Annotated in this window: 14 protein-coding genes and 1 tRNA gene; 10 read left to right on the top strand and 5 right to left on the bottom strand. The window is 34.0% G+C overall.

Annotated elements, in window-relative coordinates:
* The first annotated feature begins 4 nt into the window (after positions 1-4).
* Together MVE07_RS06185 and MVE07_RS06190 are read left to right on the top strand one after the other, a co-directional pair.
* Positions 5-823 carry a protein-glutamate O-methyltransferase CheR gene (locus tag MVE07_RS06185; RefSeq protein WP_297455414.1) on the top strand — a complete coding sequence of 273 codons (819 nt, stop codon included), beginning with the start codon at positions 5-7 and terminating at the stop codon, positions 821-823.
* Complete coding sequence (locus MVE07_RS06190) at positions 804-3,212, top strand: bifunctional diguanylate cyclase/phosphodiesterase (protein ID WP_297455416.1); 2,409 nt, start codon at positions 804-806, stop codon at positions 3,210-3,212. The genes MVE07_RS06185 and MVE07_RS06190 overlap by 20 nt, the downstream gene beginning before the upstream one ends.
* On the opposite strand, the gene bioA is transcribed toward MVE07_RS06190, so the two are convergent.
* Positions 3,209-4,570 carry an adenosylmethionine--8-amino-7-oxononanoate transaminase gene (gene bioA, locus MVE07_RS06195; protein WP_297455418.1) on the bottom strand — a complete coding sequence of 454 codons (1,362 nt, stop codon included), beginning with the start codon at positions 4,568-4,570 and terminating at the stop codon, positions 3,209-3,211. The genes MVE07_RS06190 and bioA overlap by 4 nt on opposite strands.
* 115 nt (positions 4,571-4,685) lie before the next feature.
* Between bioA and MVE07_RS06200 the strand changes: the two genes are divergently transcribed.
* The 3 genes from MVE07_RS06200 to MVE07_RS06210 all read left to right on the top strand — a co-directional run bounded on the left by MVE07_RS06200 (position 4,686) and on the right by MVE07_RS06210 (position 7,481).
* Positions 4,686-6,215: a diguanylate cyclase gene (locus tag MVE07_RS06200; protein ID WP_297455420.1), complete on the top strand. Its 1,530-nt coding sequence runs from the start codon at positions 4,686-4,688 to the stop codon at positions 6,213-6,215.
* Between the two features lie 80 nt (positions 6,216-6,295).
* Complete coding sequence (locus MVE07_RS06205) at positions 6,296-6,949, top strand: hypothetical protein (protein WP_297455422.1); 654 nt, start codon at positions 6,296-6,298, stop codon at positions 6,947-6,949.
* The gene (locus tag MVE07_RS06210) at positions 6,933-7,481 is read left to right on the top strand and encodes an HD domain-containing protein (protein ID WP_297455424.1); all 549 of its coding nucleotides are present in this window, start codon (positions 6,933-6,935) and stop codon (positions 7,479-7,481) included. Before MVE07_RS06205 ends, MVE07_RS06210 begins: the two co-directional genes overlap by 17 nt.
* Here the strand turns inward: MVE07_RS06210 and nuoF are convergent.
* From nuoF to metG, 3 genes are read right to left on the bottom strand one after another with little or no spacing between them, the layout of a single operon-like run.
* Positions 7,478-8,767, bottom strand: coding sequence for an NADH-quinone oxidoreductase subunit NuoF (nuoF, locus tag MVE07_RS06215; RefSeq protein WP_297455426.1), 1,290 nt, complete (start codon positions 8,765-8,767; stop codon positions 7,478-7,480). The two genes, MVE07_RS06210 and nuoF, sit on opposite strands and share 4 nt — an antisense overlap.
* Positions 8,767-9,252, bottom strand: coding sequence for an NAD(P)H-dependent oxidoreductase subunit E (locus tag MVE07_RS06220; RefSeq protein WP_297455428.1), 486 nt, complete (start codon positions 9,250-9,252; stop codon positions 8,767-8,769). Before MVE07_RS06220 ends, nuoF begins: the two co-directional genes overlap by 1 nt.
* A 12-nt stretch (positions 9,253-9,264) precedes the next feature.
* Positions 9,265-11,166, bottom strand: a complete 1,902-nt coding sequence (metG, locus tag MVE07_RS06225; protein ID WP_297455430.1) for a methionine--tRNA ligase — start codon at positions 11,164-11,166, stop codon at positions 9,265-9,267.
* A 102-nt stretch (positions 11,167-11,268) separates the two neighbouring features.
* On the opposite strand from metG, the gene MVE07_RS06230 reads away from it, so the two are divergent.
* Genes MVE07_RS06230 through MVE07_RS06250 form a run of 5 tightly spaced genes read left to right on the top strand, consistent with a single transcriptional unit; the run spans position 11,269 to position 17,393 of the window.
* The gene (locus MVE07_RS06230; RefSeq protein WP_297455431.1) at positions 11,269-13,899 is read left to right on the top strand and encodes a bifunctional diguanylate cyclase/phosphodiesterase; all 2,631 of its coding nucleotides are present in this window, start codon (positions 11,269-11,271) and stop codon (positions 13,897-13,899) included.
* The gene (locus MVE07_RS06235; RefSeq protein ID WP_297455433.1) at positions 13,899-15,278 is read left to right on the top strand and encodes a phosphoglucomutase/phosphomannomutase family protein; all 1,380 of its coding nucleotides are present in this window, start codon (positions 13,899-13,901) and stop codon (positions 15,276-15,278) included. Before MVE07_RS06230 ends, MVE07_RS06235 begins: the two co-directional genes overlap by 1 nt.
* A gap of 3 nt (positions 15,279-15,281) precedes the next feature.
* Complete coding sequence (locus MVE07_RS06240) at positions 15,282-15,695, top strand: hypothetical protein (RefSeq protein ID WP_297455435.1); 414 nt, start codon at positions 15,282-15,284, stop codon at positions 15,693-15,695.
* On the top strand, positions 15,692-16,090 hold the full coding sequence (locus MVE07_RS06245) for a thioesterase family protein (protein WP_297455437.1): 399 nt from the start codon (positions 15,692-15,694) through the stop codon (positions 16,088-16,090). The genes MVE07_RS06240 and MVE07_RS06245 overlap by 4 nt, the downstream gene beginning before the upstream one ends.
* Positions 16,077-17,393, top strand: coding sequence for a TldD/PmbA family protein (locus MVE07_RS06250; RefSeq protein ID WP_297455439.1), 1,317 nt, complete (start codon positions 16,077-16,079; stop codon positions 17,391-17,393). Before MVE07_RS06245 ends, MVE07_RS06250 begins: the two co-directional genes overlap by 14 nt.
* A gap of 1 nt (position 17,394) precedes the next feature.
* Here MVE07_RS06250 and MVE07_RS06255 read toward each other — a convergent pair.
* Positions 17,395-17,482: transfer RNA gene (locus MVE07_RS06255), tRNA-Leu, on the bottom strand.
* Positions 17,483-17,486: the final 4 nt, after the last annotated feature.

Raw genomic sequence — 17,486 nt, forward strand, 5'->3', positions numbered from 1 at the left:
TTGTATGGATGTATCAACGCAACAGTTAAAAAAGCTTAGAGATTTTATCCAAACACATATAGGAGTTTTTATAGATGATGAGAAGTTAGATAATATATACAAAAGAAAAATAAAAGAACTTCTCGTCAAAAATAATTACAGGGATTTTGATTCTTTTTACAGGGATGTATTAAGAAATCAATCCCTCAGGCAGGAGCTATACAACGCAGTTACCGTAAATGAAACATATTTTTTTAGGGAAGAATACCAGTTTAAAACCCTTGTTAAGTATATAATTCCTGAGCTGGATAAAATTCGTCCTCCAACTGAGCCTATAAATATTCTCAGTGCTCCCTGTTCAACAGGGGAAGAGGTCTATAGTATCGCCATTTATATAATGGAAGAAGGTCATTACATCAAAAAAAGGGATTTTATGCTTCTTGGAATAGATATAGATAGTGATGCCATAAAAAAAGCCAAACAAGGAATATATTCAGAAAGGAGTATAAGTAAATTACCACAGCATATAAAAGAAAAATACTTCAAGAAAATAGGAAATCAGTATCAGGTCATTGACCAGCTGAGGAAAGCTGTTTCATTCAAAGTGGTAAATGTGATGGATAAGCACACAATGAAACGACTTGGGAAATTTGATGTGATTTTTTCAAGAAATATGCTGATTTACTTTAACGAGATACACCGTAGAGAGATACTATCCACTTTTTACAATATGCTAAAACCAAACGGTTATCTTTTTCTGGGACATGCAGAGCGTATTCCTCCAAATTTGAAGCTGTTTAAACAAATCAAATTGGGGGAAAGCTTTGTATACAAAAAGGAGTAAGTATGGCTTAGAAGAAGGGAAAATTTATATGATAGAAACAGATAAAGATTTAAATATCTTAGAGGTGCCCCAGAAGAATTTCTTAGGTTATAAAAATATAAAAGGGGAGAATTTTGTCAATTTTATACAGAAAAAACAGGTTGCCGAATTCAAATCAAAAATAAAACAACTAGGAATAGGAAATAAATTTATCTTTTTCCCAAAACTTCGTCTTGTAACTGCTGATAAAAAAATTGAATATTTTGATGCTGTAATAATTAATCATGAAGAAATAATATGTATTTATCTTATAAATGTAACAGACAGTTATGAAAAGGAAAAAGTGTTTAGAAAAATCCTTGAAGTTGCTCCTATAGGAATATTTTTACATATCAGACTAAAACCTATTTTTGCGAACTCAAAAGTTGCAGAGATTCTGGAAATTCCACAGGAAGAACTGGAAAACTTTAATGTTGAGAAACTTAAAGCTATTATTTATCCAAAAGATTGGCCAGTAATAGAAAATTATCTGGAAAAAAGGTTAAAGGGTGTAAAAGAAACAGCTGATTATATAGTGAGGATAAAAACTCCCAAAGGAAAAATCAAATGGGTGCATGTTGTTTCAGACACTATCTTTGTAAAAGGTATGCCTGCAGCTCTCGGTGCAGTTGAAGATGTAACGAAAAACATTTCTCTGGAAAATGCATACAGACTTTTATCTTCCATAAACAGAGCGATTATTAACACCTCCTCTGTTCATACGTTATTCAGACACCTTGTTGAGATTTTTGTTGATATAGGTAAGTTCAAACTTGCTGTTATTGAAAAAATTTCTCCTATCAGAGAAAGCATTCCAATAATGTATGAAGCTGATGAAGAAATTGCTGACAAAATAAATATAGAAAAACTTTCAGACAAAAATTTTATACAAAATGAACTTCCCGAAATTTTAGATCTGTATTTTGCCGTAAGTATCCCCATTGTCATCAAAGGAAAAACAGAATTTGCTTTATCTTTATACTCAGATATGCCTCAATTTACGAGTTTTAGAGAAAACGAAATATTTAGCGAGATTGCAGGGGATATCTCACTTGCTATTAGTTATATAAGAAAAGAACATGATTTATTCAAAAAAGAATACTTTGACGGTTTAACAGGAATTGGTAATAGAAAACTACTATTTAAAAAGTTAGATGAATTAATTTCTGAAAATCACCCATTTTATTTAATCCTTATTGATATATACAACTTCAAACATATAAATGAAGTTTATGGAGAAGAAACAGCAGATTTAATACTTAAACAATTTGTGGAAAATCTAAGAAAAGATATAACTGTCCACTTTATCTTTAGAAGTGGTTCAGATGAAGTTGCTATTATATATACAGGTGATGATATAGTTAACTTCCTAAATAAATTAAAATCTATCATCCAGACGCCAATCAATATAAAAGGTAATCTAATAAATCTTGATGTTAATATGGCTGTGGTTGAATATCCTAAAGATGCAAAATACAGGATGGAACTGATTCTGAAAGTTGAGAGAACACTTGAAATGGCAAAAAAAGAAGGTAGAAACACAATAAGATTCTTTAATGAAGAAGAGTATAAAAAAACAAGAAATTTTCTTTCTATGGAAGAAATTATAGAAAAAGCAATAAAAGAAGATCTATTTTTTATAAATCTTCAACCTATAGTTTCTTTTGCAACAGGAGAGGTTGTTGCAGCAGAAACTCTTATCAGACTGAAGGATGAAAACGGTAATTATATATCTCCTGCAGATTTTATACCTGTTGCTGAACAGACAGGTCAGATTGTTTTAATAGATGACCTTGTAATAAGAAAAGTAAGTAAAATCATATCCCAGTGGAAAAAGGAAAATCTGAAACCCGTTAAGATTTCTATTAATGTAACCCCATCAAATATCAAAAATTTAGTTGAAACATTTCACCATAAAAATCTCAATTACAATAACTCAGGATTTTCCCCAGAAGAGATAGAGAATCTGAAAAATTACGTAATTTTTGAACTGACAGAAAGGGAGTTTGTAGAGATAGCAGAAAATAAAAAAGAAATAGAAATTTTAAGGGAATTAGGATTTGAGATAGCTATAGATGATTTTGGAACAGGATACTCAAATCTGAACTATCTGGCAGAGACAGATATAGATTTTATAAAGATAGATATCTATTTTGTTAGAAATATGCTTTCCAATGAAAAAATATATAGATTGGTTAAATCTATAATAAATATTGCAAAAATATTTGATATCAAAACTATAGCTGAAGGTGTGGAAAATACAGAAGAATACACAGCCCTAAAAGAGCTGGGCTGCGATTTTTATCAGGGATACCATTTCTGTAAACCTGTTCTCCCTGAAGAGTTCAAAAAATATCTCAAAAAAGCCTAATCTTCCAGTGTTTTTATACTTTCTTTTAACATATCTAAGAAATAATTTAGCTCATCCTCAGATATAACAAGAGGAGGCATTATTACCATAACATCTCCAAGAGGTCTTACCCATATACCTCTTTTGAGCATTTCTTTTGCCACCTTAAAGCCTATTCTTTCTCCATAAGGGAAAGGTTCCATCTTTTCTTTGTCTTTTACCAGTTCAATACCAGCCATAAATCCGTATTGCCTAACATCCCCTACATGCTTCAATTCCCAGAACTCTTTTAACCTTTCTTCTAACAGCTTTATTTTAGGCTGAAGTTTTTTTAATGTTTGTTCTTCCTCAAATACTTCAAGGTTTGCTATAGCTACATTGCAGGCTATTGGGTTTCCTGTGTAAGTATGTCCGTGGTAAAAATGTTTCGCTTCTCCAAATTCTCCTAAAAAGGCATTGAATATCTCATCTGTTACAAGGGTGGCTGCAAGGGGAAGATATCCGCCTGTTATGCCTTTGCCAAGAGCCATTATATCCGGCTCAATTCCTTCCTTTTCGGAGGCAAACATATATCCAGACCTTCCAAAGCCTGTTGCAACCTCATCAACAATCATGAGAATGTTATACTCATCACATATTCTTCTGACTTCTTTTAAGTATCCCTTAGGGAAAGGAAGAATTCCTGCTGCTCCCTGCACTCCTGCCTCAAGGACAAATGCAGCTATCTCCTGATGATTTTTGAATATAAATTCTTCAACCTCTTCTATAAGAAGTTTTGTTGTGTCATATTCAAGGGCTTTTTCCCTCCCGACTTTTTTAACAGCCTCAAGATACGGAGAAGGCATTTTATAAACATCAAAAAGAAGAGGCTTATATTTTTCATGGAATATGTTTATACCACCTACAGAAACACTTCCTATAGTATCCCCGTGATAAGCTTCAGACAGAGTTACAAACTTATTTTTTTGTTTTTCCCCTTTGTTGTGCCAGTAGTGGTATGCAATCTTTATGGCAATTTCCATTGCCTCAGCACCATCTTCAGAGTAGAAAACCTTTGTAAGTTTAGGAGGAGTTATCTCCACAAGATTTTTGGCAAAGACTATTGCAGGGACATTAGAAGCACCAAGGGTGGTAAAATGAGCTATCTTTTGAACCTGCTCAATAACAGCCTGATTGAGTTTTGGATGGTTATGCCCATGAACATTACACCATAGAGAAGCAACACCGTCTAAATATTTATTCCCGTATATATCATATACATAAACACCTTCGCCCCTTTCAACAATAACATTTTCTTCTTCCCTGTAAACTTTCATCTGTGTAAATGGATGCCAGAAATACTCCTTATCCCACTCCTCAAGATATTTTCTGTTCAGCATGTTTCCTCCTGTATTGATAAATATTAATTTTTTCTGTGGACGAATTTAGTATCCTTAAATTATATTTAAAAACGAAGGAAGATGTTGTGCAATACTTAAATTACTAAGGATTTAGATGAACTTTATTAAAATTTATAAAAGAGAAATTCTATACGCTGTAATTATCTTTATTTTCCTTAGTTTTATAGGTGTTTTTATTTCTTACAAATTTTATATTCAGAGTGAGCAAAACTTTATAGATAGAGCATTAAAGACCAATAAATATATAATCCTATCTGAATTAAATTCCCTTACTGATATGTCAGATATTACTTATGACATAAGAATTAATCAACCTGATGTTCTACTTCTTATGTATATGGCCAATCATACCAAAGCTAAAAATACTTATCGGATACAGCTTTATAAAAAACTTTTGCCTGTGTATAAATCTTTAAAAAAACATGGCATTCGCCAACTACACTTTCACCTTCCTGGTTCCATAAGCTTTTTGAGATTTCATAAGCCTGATAAATACGAGGATTCCTTAGAAGGAATTAGATACACTATAGACCTTGTAAACAAAACTAAAAAAGTAGTTCGAGGATTTGAAGAGGGTAGAATATTTAATGGATTTCGGAATGTTTACCCGCTTTTTTATGAAAATGAGTTTATTGGAACCGTTGAAATATCTTTTTCTGCTGTTCCTGCAATAAAATCCTTAAACTATTTACATTTAGGATTTTATGGATTTCTAATCAGAAATGATTTGATTACCAAAAAAGTCTGGAAAGAAGAAAGAATACATTACATCCCTTCAAAAGCTATTCAGGAATATAGCTGGGATAAAAAAGTGTTATTTGCAATCTTAGGAAATAAAGACAAAATTAAAACTTTACGGCATCTTGAAACTATATTAAAAGGTAAATTGCCAAAAGTTATAAAAAAAGATATTGCATTAAGAATTTCATACAACGGAAAAGATTATCTTGCTTTCTTTATTCCTGTCAAAAATGTTAAAGGTGAATATGCTGCAGCTTTTGCCGGTTTTGTCCCAGAAGTATTTTTCAAAAAGAATCACCACAAATTCATATTTATGGGAATATCTGCTATAGGTTTCAACTTTTTTTTAGCCCTACTTATTTTTATACTACTTAAAAAAGATAAAGACTCTAAATTATCCCTTGAGAAAAAATCAATAGTAGACCCTTTAACAGGACTTTTGAATAGAAGGGGTTTCTATAAATTATCTGAGTCAATTGTTGCGGCTGCAGAAAGGAAAAACAGACCTGTTTCTCTTATGTTTGCAGATATTGACCATTTCAAACAGATTAATGATAAGCATGGACATCATATAGGGGATAGGATTCTAAAAGAATTTGCAAGAATATTACGTTCAAATTTAAGAAAAAGCGATATTATCTCCAGATGGGGAGGAGAAGAATTTTTAATTCTTTTAAATGATACAGACACCCAGCAGGCCAAAAAAGTTGCCGAAAAAATTAGAAAAATTGTTGAAGACTCTCAAACCTCCCCTAAATTTACTGTCAGCTTTGGAGTTACTCAGAAAAGAAAAGAAGAAAAATTAGATTCTGCTATTGAAAGAGCTGATAAGTTATTGTATAAGGCCAAAACAACAGGCAGAAATAAAGTAGTTTCAGACTGATTTTCTCTGAGCTTTCTCATACCTGAAAACCTTAAAAATAAACATACTGTAGTCAATTTATATAAGAAAAGGAGAGAAATATGATAAGGGAAGAAAATATTTATATGGTCATAAAAACGGAAAATGGAGAGAAAAGATTTGGCTGGGTTTTTTCAGAGGGTTATCCTAAGGGGGCTTCTGAATATTTCATCGCAACAGAGGAGATAATAAAGGATAAAGAAAATCCCTTAAAATATTTAAAAACAGTCAAATGGGCAATATATAGCGGGAAAACCGGAGAAAAATTAACACAGGATTTTGATTGGATTTCTCCGCTGGGGCTGGTAAAAGGGCAATCTCCATACTTCAGAGGAACATTAAATGGCAAAGATGCTTTATTTTCTCTGGAGGGACAAAAAACGGACTGGTTTGAAAAAATCAGGGATAGAGGAGCTTTAACAGGAGAAAGTAATTACTACTGGGGCAAGAAAAGTGGATATTTTGCCCTTTACGATATAATAACAGGAGAAAAGCTTACCGAAGATTTTAAATCCTCTGTTATAGCAGGGGCTTTGGTTGGAAAATCAGAAAACCTTATTGTAGGCAGCTACGGAGACGAAATATTTTTTATACTTGATATAAAAACAGGGGAAAAACTTACTCCGGATTTTGATGAGCATAAATTAATAGAAATATTAAAACATGGGGATTTAGAAAGAGCAGTAAAGGAGCTTAACAATGGAAAAAATACTTAAAGCTGCAGAGTTTGCCAATGAAGCCCATAAACACCAGAAAAGAAAATCAACAGACCTGCCTTATATAACACATCCTTTATCTGTGGGTCTGATACTGTCTAAATTCGGTGCAGAAGAGGATGAAATAATAGCAGGCTTGCTCCATGATGTTATAGAGGATACAGAATATACCTATGAAGATATCAAAAATGAATTTGGTCAAAAAATAGCGGATATTGTTCTTGAACTTTCTGAAGAAAAGGAACTTCCATGGGAAGAAAGGAAGAAAAAGCATATTGAACATCTAAAACAGGCTGATATTTCAACCAAAAGGGTTGCCCTTGCAGATAAACTGGCAAATCTATACAGCATAAAACACGAGCTTAAAGAACACGGAGAAAACCTGTGGAATAGGTTCAACAGAGGAAAAGAACAACAAAAATGGTATTATACCTCAATGGTTGAAGCCTGTGGCGGCGGTATAGAAGATGAAGTAATAAAAAAGCTTTATGAAGAGGCACAAAAGGTTTTAAAAGAAATATTTGCTGATTAACCGAAGCATACCTTACAGGTTTTATTCAGATGTGCCTCAAATTCTTCAGGGAATTTCTTCAAAGCATCTGCTATGGCGTTAGGAGCAGAAAAACCAAGTCCACATATAGAGTTTGCAGGTATATTTTTTGCAAGATGTTTTAAATATTCTAAATCTTTTTGTGTAGCAGTTCCTTCTTTTAGCTTTTTCATGATAACATGTTGCTCATAGGTTCCGACTCTACAAGGTGTGCACTTTCCACAGCTTTCATGATGAAAGAAGTTTGTTATTACAAGTAAGGCATCAATTATACAGTCATCCTCATCTAAAACTATTGTTGTTCCTGTTCCACCAAATCCTTTAGGAGAGTAGTCCATAGGTGTATCAAGTTCATCTGCAGAATACACTCCCAATGCACCGGCAAAAACGGCTTTAATCTTCTTGCCATCTTTTACGCCACCGGCCATTTCTATAAGCTCATTAAGGGTAATATCCATAGTAGATTCATAAACACCAGGTTTGTTTACCTTCCCGCTTACAGGGAATAATTTGGGGCCAAAAAATCCGGCAGGACCAATATTCATAAAATGTGCTTCATAGGTAACAATAATCGGGATATTGGATAATGTTTCCACATTATTAACAACTGTAGGTTTACCGTATAAACCAACCTGTGCAGGATAAGGAGGTCTTAGTCTTGGGTGACCTCTTTTTCCTTCCAGACTCTCAAGCAGTGCAGTTTCTTCACCGCAAATATATGCTCCTGCTCCTCTGTAAACCTTTATATCAAAGGAAAAATCAGTTCCGAGGATATTTTCACCTAAAAATCCATGCTCTTTTGCTTCCTGTATGGCATTTTCCAGTATGAGATATCCTGCAGGATATTCTCCTCTGATATATATGTATCCCTCTTTTGCACCAAGGGCATATCCGGCAATAATCATACCTTCTAAAAGCAGATGAGGGTCTCTTTCTATGATTATTCTATCTTTGAATGTTCCCGGTTCTGATTCATCTGCATTACAGACAAGATATCTTGGAGGAGGATTCATTAAAGCAAAACGCCATTTTCTACCTGTTGGGAAACCTGCACCACCTCTTCCCCTGAGGGTGCTTTCCTCAACCAGAACAACTATATCCTCCGGTGTAAATTTTGTGAGGGCTTTTTTTAATGCAGAGTATCCCCCTGTTGTTACATATTCCTCTATATCAACTGTCCTGTTTTCTTTTGCTCTTCTAAGCAGCAGGTTCAGATTACTTTCAACATGTATCTCAGGTAGTCTTGGAATTTTATCCCTTATACTCATTACTCATACCTGCCAAGGATTTCTTCTATCTGCTCTTCGGTTTTTATATTGCTTCCGTCATAAAGGTCATCATTTATTAAAAATGCAGGTGCAATACCGCAACTTCCTATACACTCAACTAATTCAATATACCATTTTCCGTCTGGACTACTTTTTCCTATATCTGCTCCGGTTTTCTTTTTTATCATCTCAAGGATATTCTGATATCTGGCAAGATGGCAGGGCAGATTCCTGCAGATTCTTATATGATTTCTTGCGTTCTTTTTATATCTGAACATATCGTAGAAGGTTACTATACCTTCTATATCTGCAAGGGGCACATGAAGATATTCTGATAGCTCTTCTATAGCCTGCTGGGGAATATCCCTATAAATATCAAGGATTTTATGCAGTGCTGGAATAATACACTGCTCCTTCAAAGGAAATCTTTCCCTGCACTTTTTTATCTCAGCAATAATCTGCTCATTTAAATATTTAAATTCCATTTACTACCCCGTTTATGAGACGTATGCACCTACTTCCACGTCTCCATCAACAGTTAACAGTCTTAATGTTTTATCATCTTTTGCAGCTAAAATCATTCCCTTTGATTCTATACCGAAAATCTTTCTCGGTTTAAGATTTGCAAAAACTATTATTTTTTTGCCTATAAGCTCCTCAGGTTTATAATACTGTGCTATTCCTGAAACTATTGTTCTTTTTTCATCCCCAAGGTCAACTGTAAGCTTGAGCAGTTTATCTGCCTTTTCTACTTTCTCTGCTTCTAAAACCTGCCCAACTCTGAATTTTAGTTTTGCAAAGTCTTCTATTGTTACAATTCCTTCTTCCTGTTTTTGTTCTTCCTTTTTCTCTTCCACCTTTTCCTCCTCTTTAAGTTCAATTCTTGGGAACAATGGTTTTATTTTCTTTTTGACTTTTGTATTTTCCGGAAAACTAAATGGTTCTGGCTTTTCCGGTAATTTTTCAAGCCCAAGATACTCAAGGGCAGTTTTCATCTTTTGGGGCATAAATGGGGTAAGTAAATAGGTAATCAGCATAAGCCCATCTGCCAACGTATAAAGTGTAGTTTTCAGATAAGGGTCATTATTTTTATTTAATGCCCATGGCTCAGTTTTGACTATGTATTTATTCAAGAAATCAATAAACTCCCATACAATCTCCAGAGCCCTGTTAAAGCCCAGATTTGATAATTCCTTATCAAACTGTTCAATGGTATGTAAATAAAGCTCTTTGTATTCCTTTTCCAGCTGTGTATGTTTGTCAGAGCATTCAACAACGCCTTTATTGAATTTATTAATCATAGAGAGTGTTCTTGAAAATAGATTTCCGAGGTCATTGGCAAGGTCTGAGTTTATCCTTCCTATAACTGCCTTTTTGGAAAAGTCTCCATCTAATCCAAAAGGCACTTCTCTTAGGAGAAAATATCTAAGCTCATCTACGCCATATTCTTTTGCTGCTTGGAAAGGATCAACCACATTTCCAAGGGATTTTGACATCTTATGCCCTTCAACAGTCCACCAGCCGTGTGCAAAAACCTTTTTCGGCACTTCCAGTCCTGCACTCATTAAGAATGCAGGCCAGTAAACTGCATGGAAACGGAGAATATCTTTGCCAACTATATGGACATCTGCAGGCCAAAAGGTTTTAAACATTTCTGAATCAGTGTCAGGATAGCCAAGGGCAGATATATAGTTTGTAAGGGCATCAAACCAGACATATATGGTATGGCTTTCATCAAATGGAACAGGAATTCCCCATTTTACCCTGCTTCTTGGTCTTGATACAGATAAATCCTTTAATCCCTGTTTTACAAAGGCAATAACTTCATTTCTCCTGTAATCAGGCTGTATAAACTCAGGATATTTTTCATACAGCTCTAATAGTTTATTCTGATATTTTGAAAGCCTGAAAAAATAACTTTCTTCCTTAACCTTTTCGCATTTTTTCATATGGATTGGGCATTTGTAGTCATACTCTTTTATCTCCGTTTCTGTTTTAAACTCTTCACAGCCTACACAATACCAGCTTTCATACTCAGACAGGTATATATCTCCATTTTCGTAGCACTTTTGGAATATATGCTGGACTGCTTTTATATGGTCTGGGTCGGTTGTTCTAATAAATCTATCATAGGATATGTTTAAAACTTTCCATAGTTCCTTGAATTTTAAATGGGTTTTATCTGCCAGTTCTTTGGGTGTTATTCCTTTTTCTTCTGCAGATTTTTGTATCTTTAAGCCGTGTTCATCTGTTCCTGTCAGGAAAAATGTTTTATTTCCTTTTTGTCTGTTATACCGCGCAAGCACATCAGCAGCGATTGTTGTATATGCATGTCCAAGATGTGGAACATCATTTACATAATATATAGGTGTAGTTACATAAAATTTCTGCTGTCCCATTTACAACCTCATTTTGTTTATTATAAGCAGTATTAAATTATATAACTGTTTAAATTTTTCCGAAAATGAATATTATTAAAATAAAAACTACTATGTATGAAAATGAAACAAAAACAGGAAAATAGATATTTAAAATATAACCAGTTCCTTGAAAAGAGGGCAGGGATAAAAAGTTATGGTCAGAAGGTTGTATTAGTTTTAATTTTATTATTTTTTATCTCATTTATTGCTGCTGCCGCAATATTAACAGTTATAAACATTCAGGATGAAATTCAAAGAATTAAAATAAGCCTTGAAAAAACAATTAATATAGAAAAAAAGTTGATTAAGAAGGAACTGGAAACAATAGAAAATAATGCTAAAGTTTTTATATCAACCTATGAAAAGAAAAAGAATTCTACAAACACAAATATTGATTTCAATATACTAAAAAAGTCCCATATATACAGTATTTACAATAATGTTGAACACTATACAATTGGAAGAAAAATTCCAATTTCCTCTGTAGAATTACTCCAATACTCAGATGACAAATATATTCTGCTTACAGACTATCTCATAATAAATATGCAAAATATGTATTATGTATTTGTTAATAAATCTGCTTTTGATTATATCTTATCTCCTCAAAATTCGCCCTTAAGTGATTATGACCCTGTTTTTGTTTTAAAAAACTCACCTAAAACTTTCAGTTCCTTTATATGTTCTTCTTCCAAGTTTGAAAATAGCAACTTTTACATAATTGGATGTGTGGATAAGTCAACTGTCATATACGGCAAAATTATTTCCACCGTATTTGGTAGTATTGTTGTATTTTCCGTGTTTTTCTTACTTTCTTTGTCTTTTTATACTTTTTTCTTCAAAAAAATTCTTCTCTATCCTATTAACCATTTGAGGAAAAATGTTCAATATATGAGTGATAAAGGTCTGGAAAAAGTAACATTTGACCTTCATAAATACGGAGATGATGAATTTGCCAAAATATCCCAGGTTCTTGAAGCAACAAGGCAAAAAATACTTAAACATCAAAAAGGTATGAACTTAGTTTTGACTACAACTGCAAAAATGATATCTATGACAAACGATATACATAACTTTGCTTTATTTGCTATAAATAGCCTTGACGAGCTTCTAAATGCAGAAGGAAGTGTTTTATGCCTATATTCAAAATTAGAAGACCATTGTTCAATACTTGTTCATTCAGACAATTATTTACTTAATAAAATCCCATTTAATCTGGAAGAAAAAGAGTTCAAAAAATTACAAAAAACTCACCATGCAAATAATATAATCCTTGACAAAAACGGGGATAGATACATAGCCTCAATAAAAAAAGAAGTTAATGATGAATATTCCCTTTATATAGTTATCTTTAAACGAGGAGAAAGACTATCGGAGGAGGAACTTAAATATACTGATATGATTTTATCCCATCTGGTATATAGCATAAATCTGCTAAACCTTGCAACCTATGACCCGCTTACCAGACTTTATAACAGAAGGGCAATTGTTGAATATGCAGAAAAAGAAGTTGAGAGGGCAAAAAGATATAATCATGATTTTAGCATTATATTACTGGATATAGATGATTTTAAAGGAATAAATGATACTTATGGTCACACCATGGGAGATATTGTTTTAAAACAAGTAGCAGAAATTATTCAGGAAGAAACAAGAGATGTAGATAAGGTAGGGAGATATGGTGGAGAAGAGTTTATTATTGTATTACCTGAAACAGAAACAGAAAGTGCCTTGAGACTTGCAGAAAGAATTAGAAAGAAAATATCAGAGAAAGAATTCAAAATAGGTGATTATAAGATATCAATCACAATAAGTGCAGGTGTTGCAGGCCTTGGTATACACGGAGAAACATTTGAGGAAATCTTACAGGCTGCAGATCTTGCACTTTATCAAGCCAAGAAAAACGGTAAAAATCAGGTTGTTATGCTTGGTAAAGAAGAAATTTCACAGATACTTGAGGAAGAATTTGAAAGTAAAAATTTCCTTCTTGATGCAATCTCAGAAGACAGGGTTATACCTTACTTTCAACCTATTGTTGATTTAAATACATTTGAAATAGTTGGATATGAAGTTCTCGCAAGGATAAAAGAAGGTGATAGAGTAATTCCAGCTTACAAATTTATAACAACAGCAATTAAGTTTGGAATTGTTTTAAAAATAGATGAGATAATTCAAAGAAAAACTGTGGAATTTTTATTAAAAAGTGAGAAAGTTCCTCAAATGATATTTTTCAACTTATCAAGGCCGTATATTCAGGATATATACCATATTTCCCAGTTCGTTGAGCTTCTTGAAAAGAATAATATTCCTAAAGAGAACATTGTTCTGGAAATAACAGAAGAAGAAGCAATCAGTGAAATCACAATAGTTAAAGAGGCCATCAGAATTGCAAAATCAAAAGGAATCAGATTTGCCCTTGATGATTTTGGAGTGGGCTATTCAACCTTTTCTTATATAAAGCATTTTGATATTGATATAATTAAACTTGATGGTTCTCTTGTAAAAAATATTCACAAAGACAATGATAATCAGATTATTGTCGGTGGAATAGCCTATATATGTCGAGAAAAAGGAATAAAACTCCTTGCAGAAATGGTAGAAACAGAAGAAGAAGTGAAAATACTAAGGGAGCTTGGCGTATCCTATGCACAGGGATATATTTTTGGAAAGCCGCAGGATAATTTTATAGAAAATATAATGGAGGAATTATAATGGGAATTAAGTTTGGGACTGATGGATGGAGAGCAGTTATCGCAAAGGATTTCACATTTGATAATCTTCTTAAAGTAGCACAGGCACATGCAGACCATCTCAAAGAAAAAAATGGAAAAAAAGTAGTAGTAGGATACGACACCAGATTTATGTCAGAAAATTTTGCTGCAGCAGTTGCTGAAGTTTTTTCATCAAACGGTTTTGAGGTTATACTATCCTCCACTTTTTGCTCTACCCCTGCACTTTCACTGGCAGCAAGGGATTTTGATGCAGATGAAGGAGTAATGATAACAGCCTCCCATAATACATACGAATACAACGGATACAAAATTAAAGGAGGATACGGAGGTCCTGCAACTCCGGAAATAATCAGCAGTGTTGAAGAAAAATTAGGTAATACATCTCCTAAAACAGGCACTACAAAATGGGAGGAAATGGATTTTAACAGTTATTACATAAAAACATTAAAAAAATATCTTACCCCCGGTGTATTTAATCAAAAGCCTGAAAAGGTAATCCACGACCCTATGCACGGTGCAACAATAGGACTGCTAAATAGAATACTTGAGGATACCCTCATTGATGTTGTTGAGATAAACCATTTCAGGGATGCATTTTTTGGTTTTAAACATCCTGAGCCTGTGGAAAAAAACCTACCTCTTTTAAGGGGAAAAACCGTCGCTGAAGAAGCAGTAGCAGGTATTGCAAATGATGGAGATGGAGATAGGGTTGGTGTAGTAGATGAAGCAGGGGAATTTATAAGCACCCAGATAGTATTTGCCCTTTTACTTCTCCACACAATAAGAAACAAGAAGACAGAAGGAGCAATAGCAAAAACAGTATCAACAACATATCTGGTTGATAGGATAGCAAAAAAAGAAGGAAGAAAGTTATACAAAACCCCTGTAGGTTTCAAATACATTGCAGATTTATTCCTGAAGGAAAAAATAGCTTTTGGCGGTGAAGAATCAGGAGGCTACGGATTTGGTTTTCATATTCCTGAAAGGGATGGGTTATTATCCGGGTTGATGATTCTGGAAATGATTCATCTTCACGGAAAATCTCTTACACAGCTTGTTGAGGATTTATTCTCAGAATTTGGAACAGCATATTACAAAAGACTTGACCTCAAAGTAGAAGGAGATCAGGGAAGAGTTCTTATTGAAAAACTGAAAAAAGAGCCTCTAAAAGAAATAGCAGGATTTAAAGTAAAAGAAACTGACCTGACAGATGGAGTCAAATTTATATTTGAAAATGACGGCTGGGTATTATTCAGAGCTTCCGGAACGGAGCCTGTCCTTAGAATTTATGTTGAGATGCCAGAAAAATCAGAAGTTGATATGATATTAGAAGAAAGTAAAAAACTGATTGGAGGATAAACGGTGGAAGAGCTGGTTTTTCATCCTTATGATGTAAGAATGTCTGAAGAAGGGGAAATAATTGCTATAGTTGAACCTGACGAGTACCTTAAAGAAATGATAGAAAACAAGGAAACATGCTGGGAAGTGGATATAGATGTGGATTACGATGAGGAAGAACACGAACCATACCTGCTTGTAACACTTCTGAAAGATAAAGGCCAGATATCTATGGCTTTTCCCTATGGAGAAGCATGGGAAGCTTTATCAGAAAAGGGAGTAATATCTGTAGTTCTTCTTACACAGTTTGACCTTGACCACGGAGATACATCAGATGCAATTTCTATAACTGTTGAAATAGACGGCTTCCTCAAAGGTTATATAGCAGGTGCAATGAGAATGTGGGAAGCTGTAAGCGAAGAGATTGAGGAAGAATGAAACTTAATTACAGCAGAAAAGTTCATTTTTATGAGACAGATGCACAGGGGGTAGTTCACCATTCAAACTATCCCCGTTATTTTGAAGAGGCAAGAGGATATTTTTTAGAGGAACTGGGGTACCCTTATCACAAAGTAAGAGAAGAACTAAATATAGATATAGTTCTTGTTGAGCTTTCTGTTAAATACAAAAATCCATTAAGATATGGTGATATTTTTAATATAGAGTTCTGGATTTCACATATGGACAGATTTTTCTTTGATTTTGATTATGTGGTGACAGCAAATCAGACTCAAATTGCAACAGGAAAAACAAAACATGTTTGTATAGACAGATTTTCCAGAAAATTAGTTTCTGTCCCAGAGGTGCTTAGAAAAGGCTATGGAGAAAAATAAGATAGTATCCTCAGTTTCAGATCTTTTATCAGGCTATCAATGGGAGATATACATATCCTCGGTTCAGACTTTAAAGGTCGTTTCCGGCAATTTATCTATGGAAAGCCTGACAAAATCAAAAGAGACAGGGGTAGGAATCCGGATTAAAAAAGGAGAAAAAACCGGATTTTTTTATATATCAAATCCGACAGAAGAAAAAATTAATAAAGCAGTTCAAAAGGCTATACAGTCCATTGAGATATCCGAAGATGACCCTTATATCCAATTTTCAAGCCCTACTGACAATCCTGTAAATCCAGAAATATACGATAAATATTTTGCAGAAAATTTATCTGATGCTGAAAAATCTCAGATTGCACTGGAATTTGAAGAAAAAATAAGGTCAAAGGATAGCAGAATAACCAATATTAGAAATTGCAGTTTTATTGAAAAAATATCTGAATATACTCTGATAAATAGTAATGGAGTAGAAATTTCTGAAAAATCCACAGCATACACAATTATGGCAGCAGCCATAGCAACAGGGGAAAAAGATAGCCAGATTGCATGGGGATTTGACTCTTCCAGGTTTCTGTCTGATTTAAATGTAGATAAAACTGCAGAAGAGATGGTTCATAATGCTGTTTCTCTACTGGGAGCAAAGCCTATTCCTTCACAGGTAATACCTGCTTTATTTCCTCCTTATGCATTTACACAGATTTTGGAAGCCTTTTTCCCTGTTTTTTCTGGGGAAAGTCTTATCACAGGAAAAACTTATCTAAAGGATAAACTACAGGAAAAAATAGCACCTGATTTTTTAACATTGATAGACAGCGGATTACTTAGCAGAAAAGTAGGTTCCAGAAAATTTGATGATGAAGGAACTCCAACCCAGAGCACAGAGATAATCAAAAATGGAGTATTCCAGACATTTCTACATAGCATATACACAGCAAATAAAACTTCATCTACACCAACAGGTAACGGATTTAGGAATTCTTTTAAAGATACCCCATCGGTTCAGCCTTCAAACTTTTACCTATCAAATGGCAGTCAACCTGTAAAACCAGAAGGAAAATACTTTAAAGTAATAGAAATGATGGGGCTTCATACAGCAAACCCTGTTACAGGTGATTTTTCCGTAGGAGCAACAGGATTGCTTATTCAGGATGGGTATGAATATCCTGTAAGCGGAATAACCATATCAGGTAACTTTTTTGAGCTGCTTGGAAATATAGTCCAGATAGGTAATGACCTGAAATTCTACGGAAGATTTGGAAGCCCTTCTGTATTTGTTTCCAGAATAAATATTGGAGGAGATTAAATGGTGCCCAGGGCGGGAGTCGAACCCGCACGCCCGTTAAGGGCACTGTCCCCTCAAGACAGCGCGTCTGCCAATTCCGCCACCTGGGCAATT

The organism is Persephonella sp. (assembly GCF_027023985.1).
In the GTDB taxonomy this organism is placed as follows: domain Bacteria; phylum Aquificota; class Aquificia; order Aquificales; family Hydrogenothermaceae; genus Persephonella_A.

Excerpts from the sequence above, each read along its gene's own strand:
- MVE07_RS06185 (WP_297455414.1), top strand. The coding sequence starts at position 5 with ATGGATGTATCAACGCAACAGTTAAAAAAGCTTAGAGATTTTATCCAA.
- bioA (WP_297455418.1), bottom strand. The coding sequence starts at position 4,570 with ATGCTGAACAGAAAATATCTTGAGGAGTGGGATAAGGAGTATTTCTGG.
- MVE07_RS06200 (WP_297455420.1), top strand. The coding sequence starts at position 4,686 with ATGAACTTTATTAAAATTTATAAAAGAGAAATTCTATACGCTGTAATT.
- MVE07_RS06205 (WP_297455422.1), top strand. The coding sequence starts at position 6,296 with ATGATAAGGGAAGAAAATATTTATATGGTCATAAAAACGGAAAATGGA.
- MVE07_RS06210 (WP_297455424.1), top strand. The coding sequence starts at position 6,933 with ATGGAAAAAATACTTAAAGCTGCAGAGTTTGCCAATGAAGCCCATAAA.
- nuoF (WP_297455426.1), bottom strand. The coding sequence starts at position 8,767 with ATGAGTATAAGGGATAAAATTCCAAGACTACCTGAGATACATGTTGAA.
- MVE07_RS06220 (WP_297455428.1), bottom strand. The coding sequence starts at position 9,252 with ATGGAATTTAAATATTTAAATGAGCAGATTATTGCTGAGATAAAAAAG.
- metG (WP_297455430.1), bottom strand. The coding sequence starts at position 11,166 with ATGGGACAGCAGAAATTTTATGTAACTACACCTATATATTATGTAAAT.
- MVE07_RS06230 (WP_297455431.1), top strand. The coding sequence starts at position 11,269 with ATGAAACAAAAACAGGAAAATAGATATTTAAAATATAACCAGTTCCTT.
- MVE07_RS06235 (WP_297455433.1), top strand. The coding sequence starts at position 13,899 with ATGGGAATTAAGTTTGGGACTGATGGATGGAGAGCAGTTATCGCAAAG.
- MVE07_RS06245 (WP_297455437.1), top strand. The coding sequence starts at position 15,692 with ATGAAACTTAATTACAGCAGAAAAGTTCATTTTTATGAGACAGATGCA.
- MVE07_RS06250 (WP_297455439.1), top strand. The coding sequence starts at position 16,077 with ATGGAGAAAAATAAGATAGTATCCTCAGTTTCAGATCTTTTATCAGGC.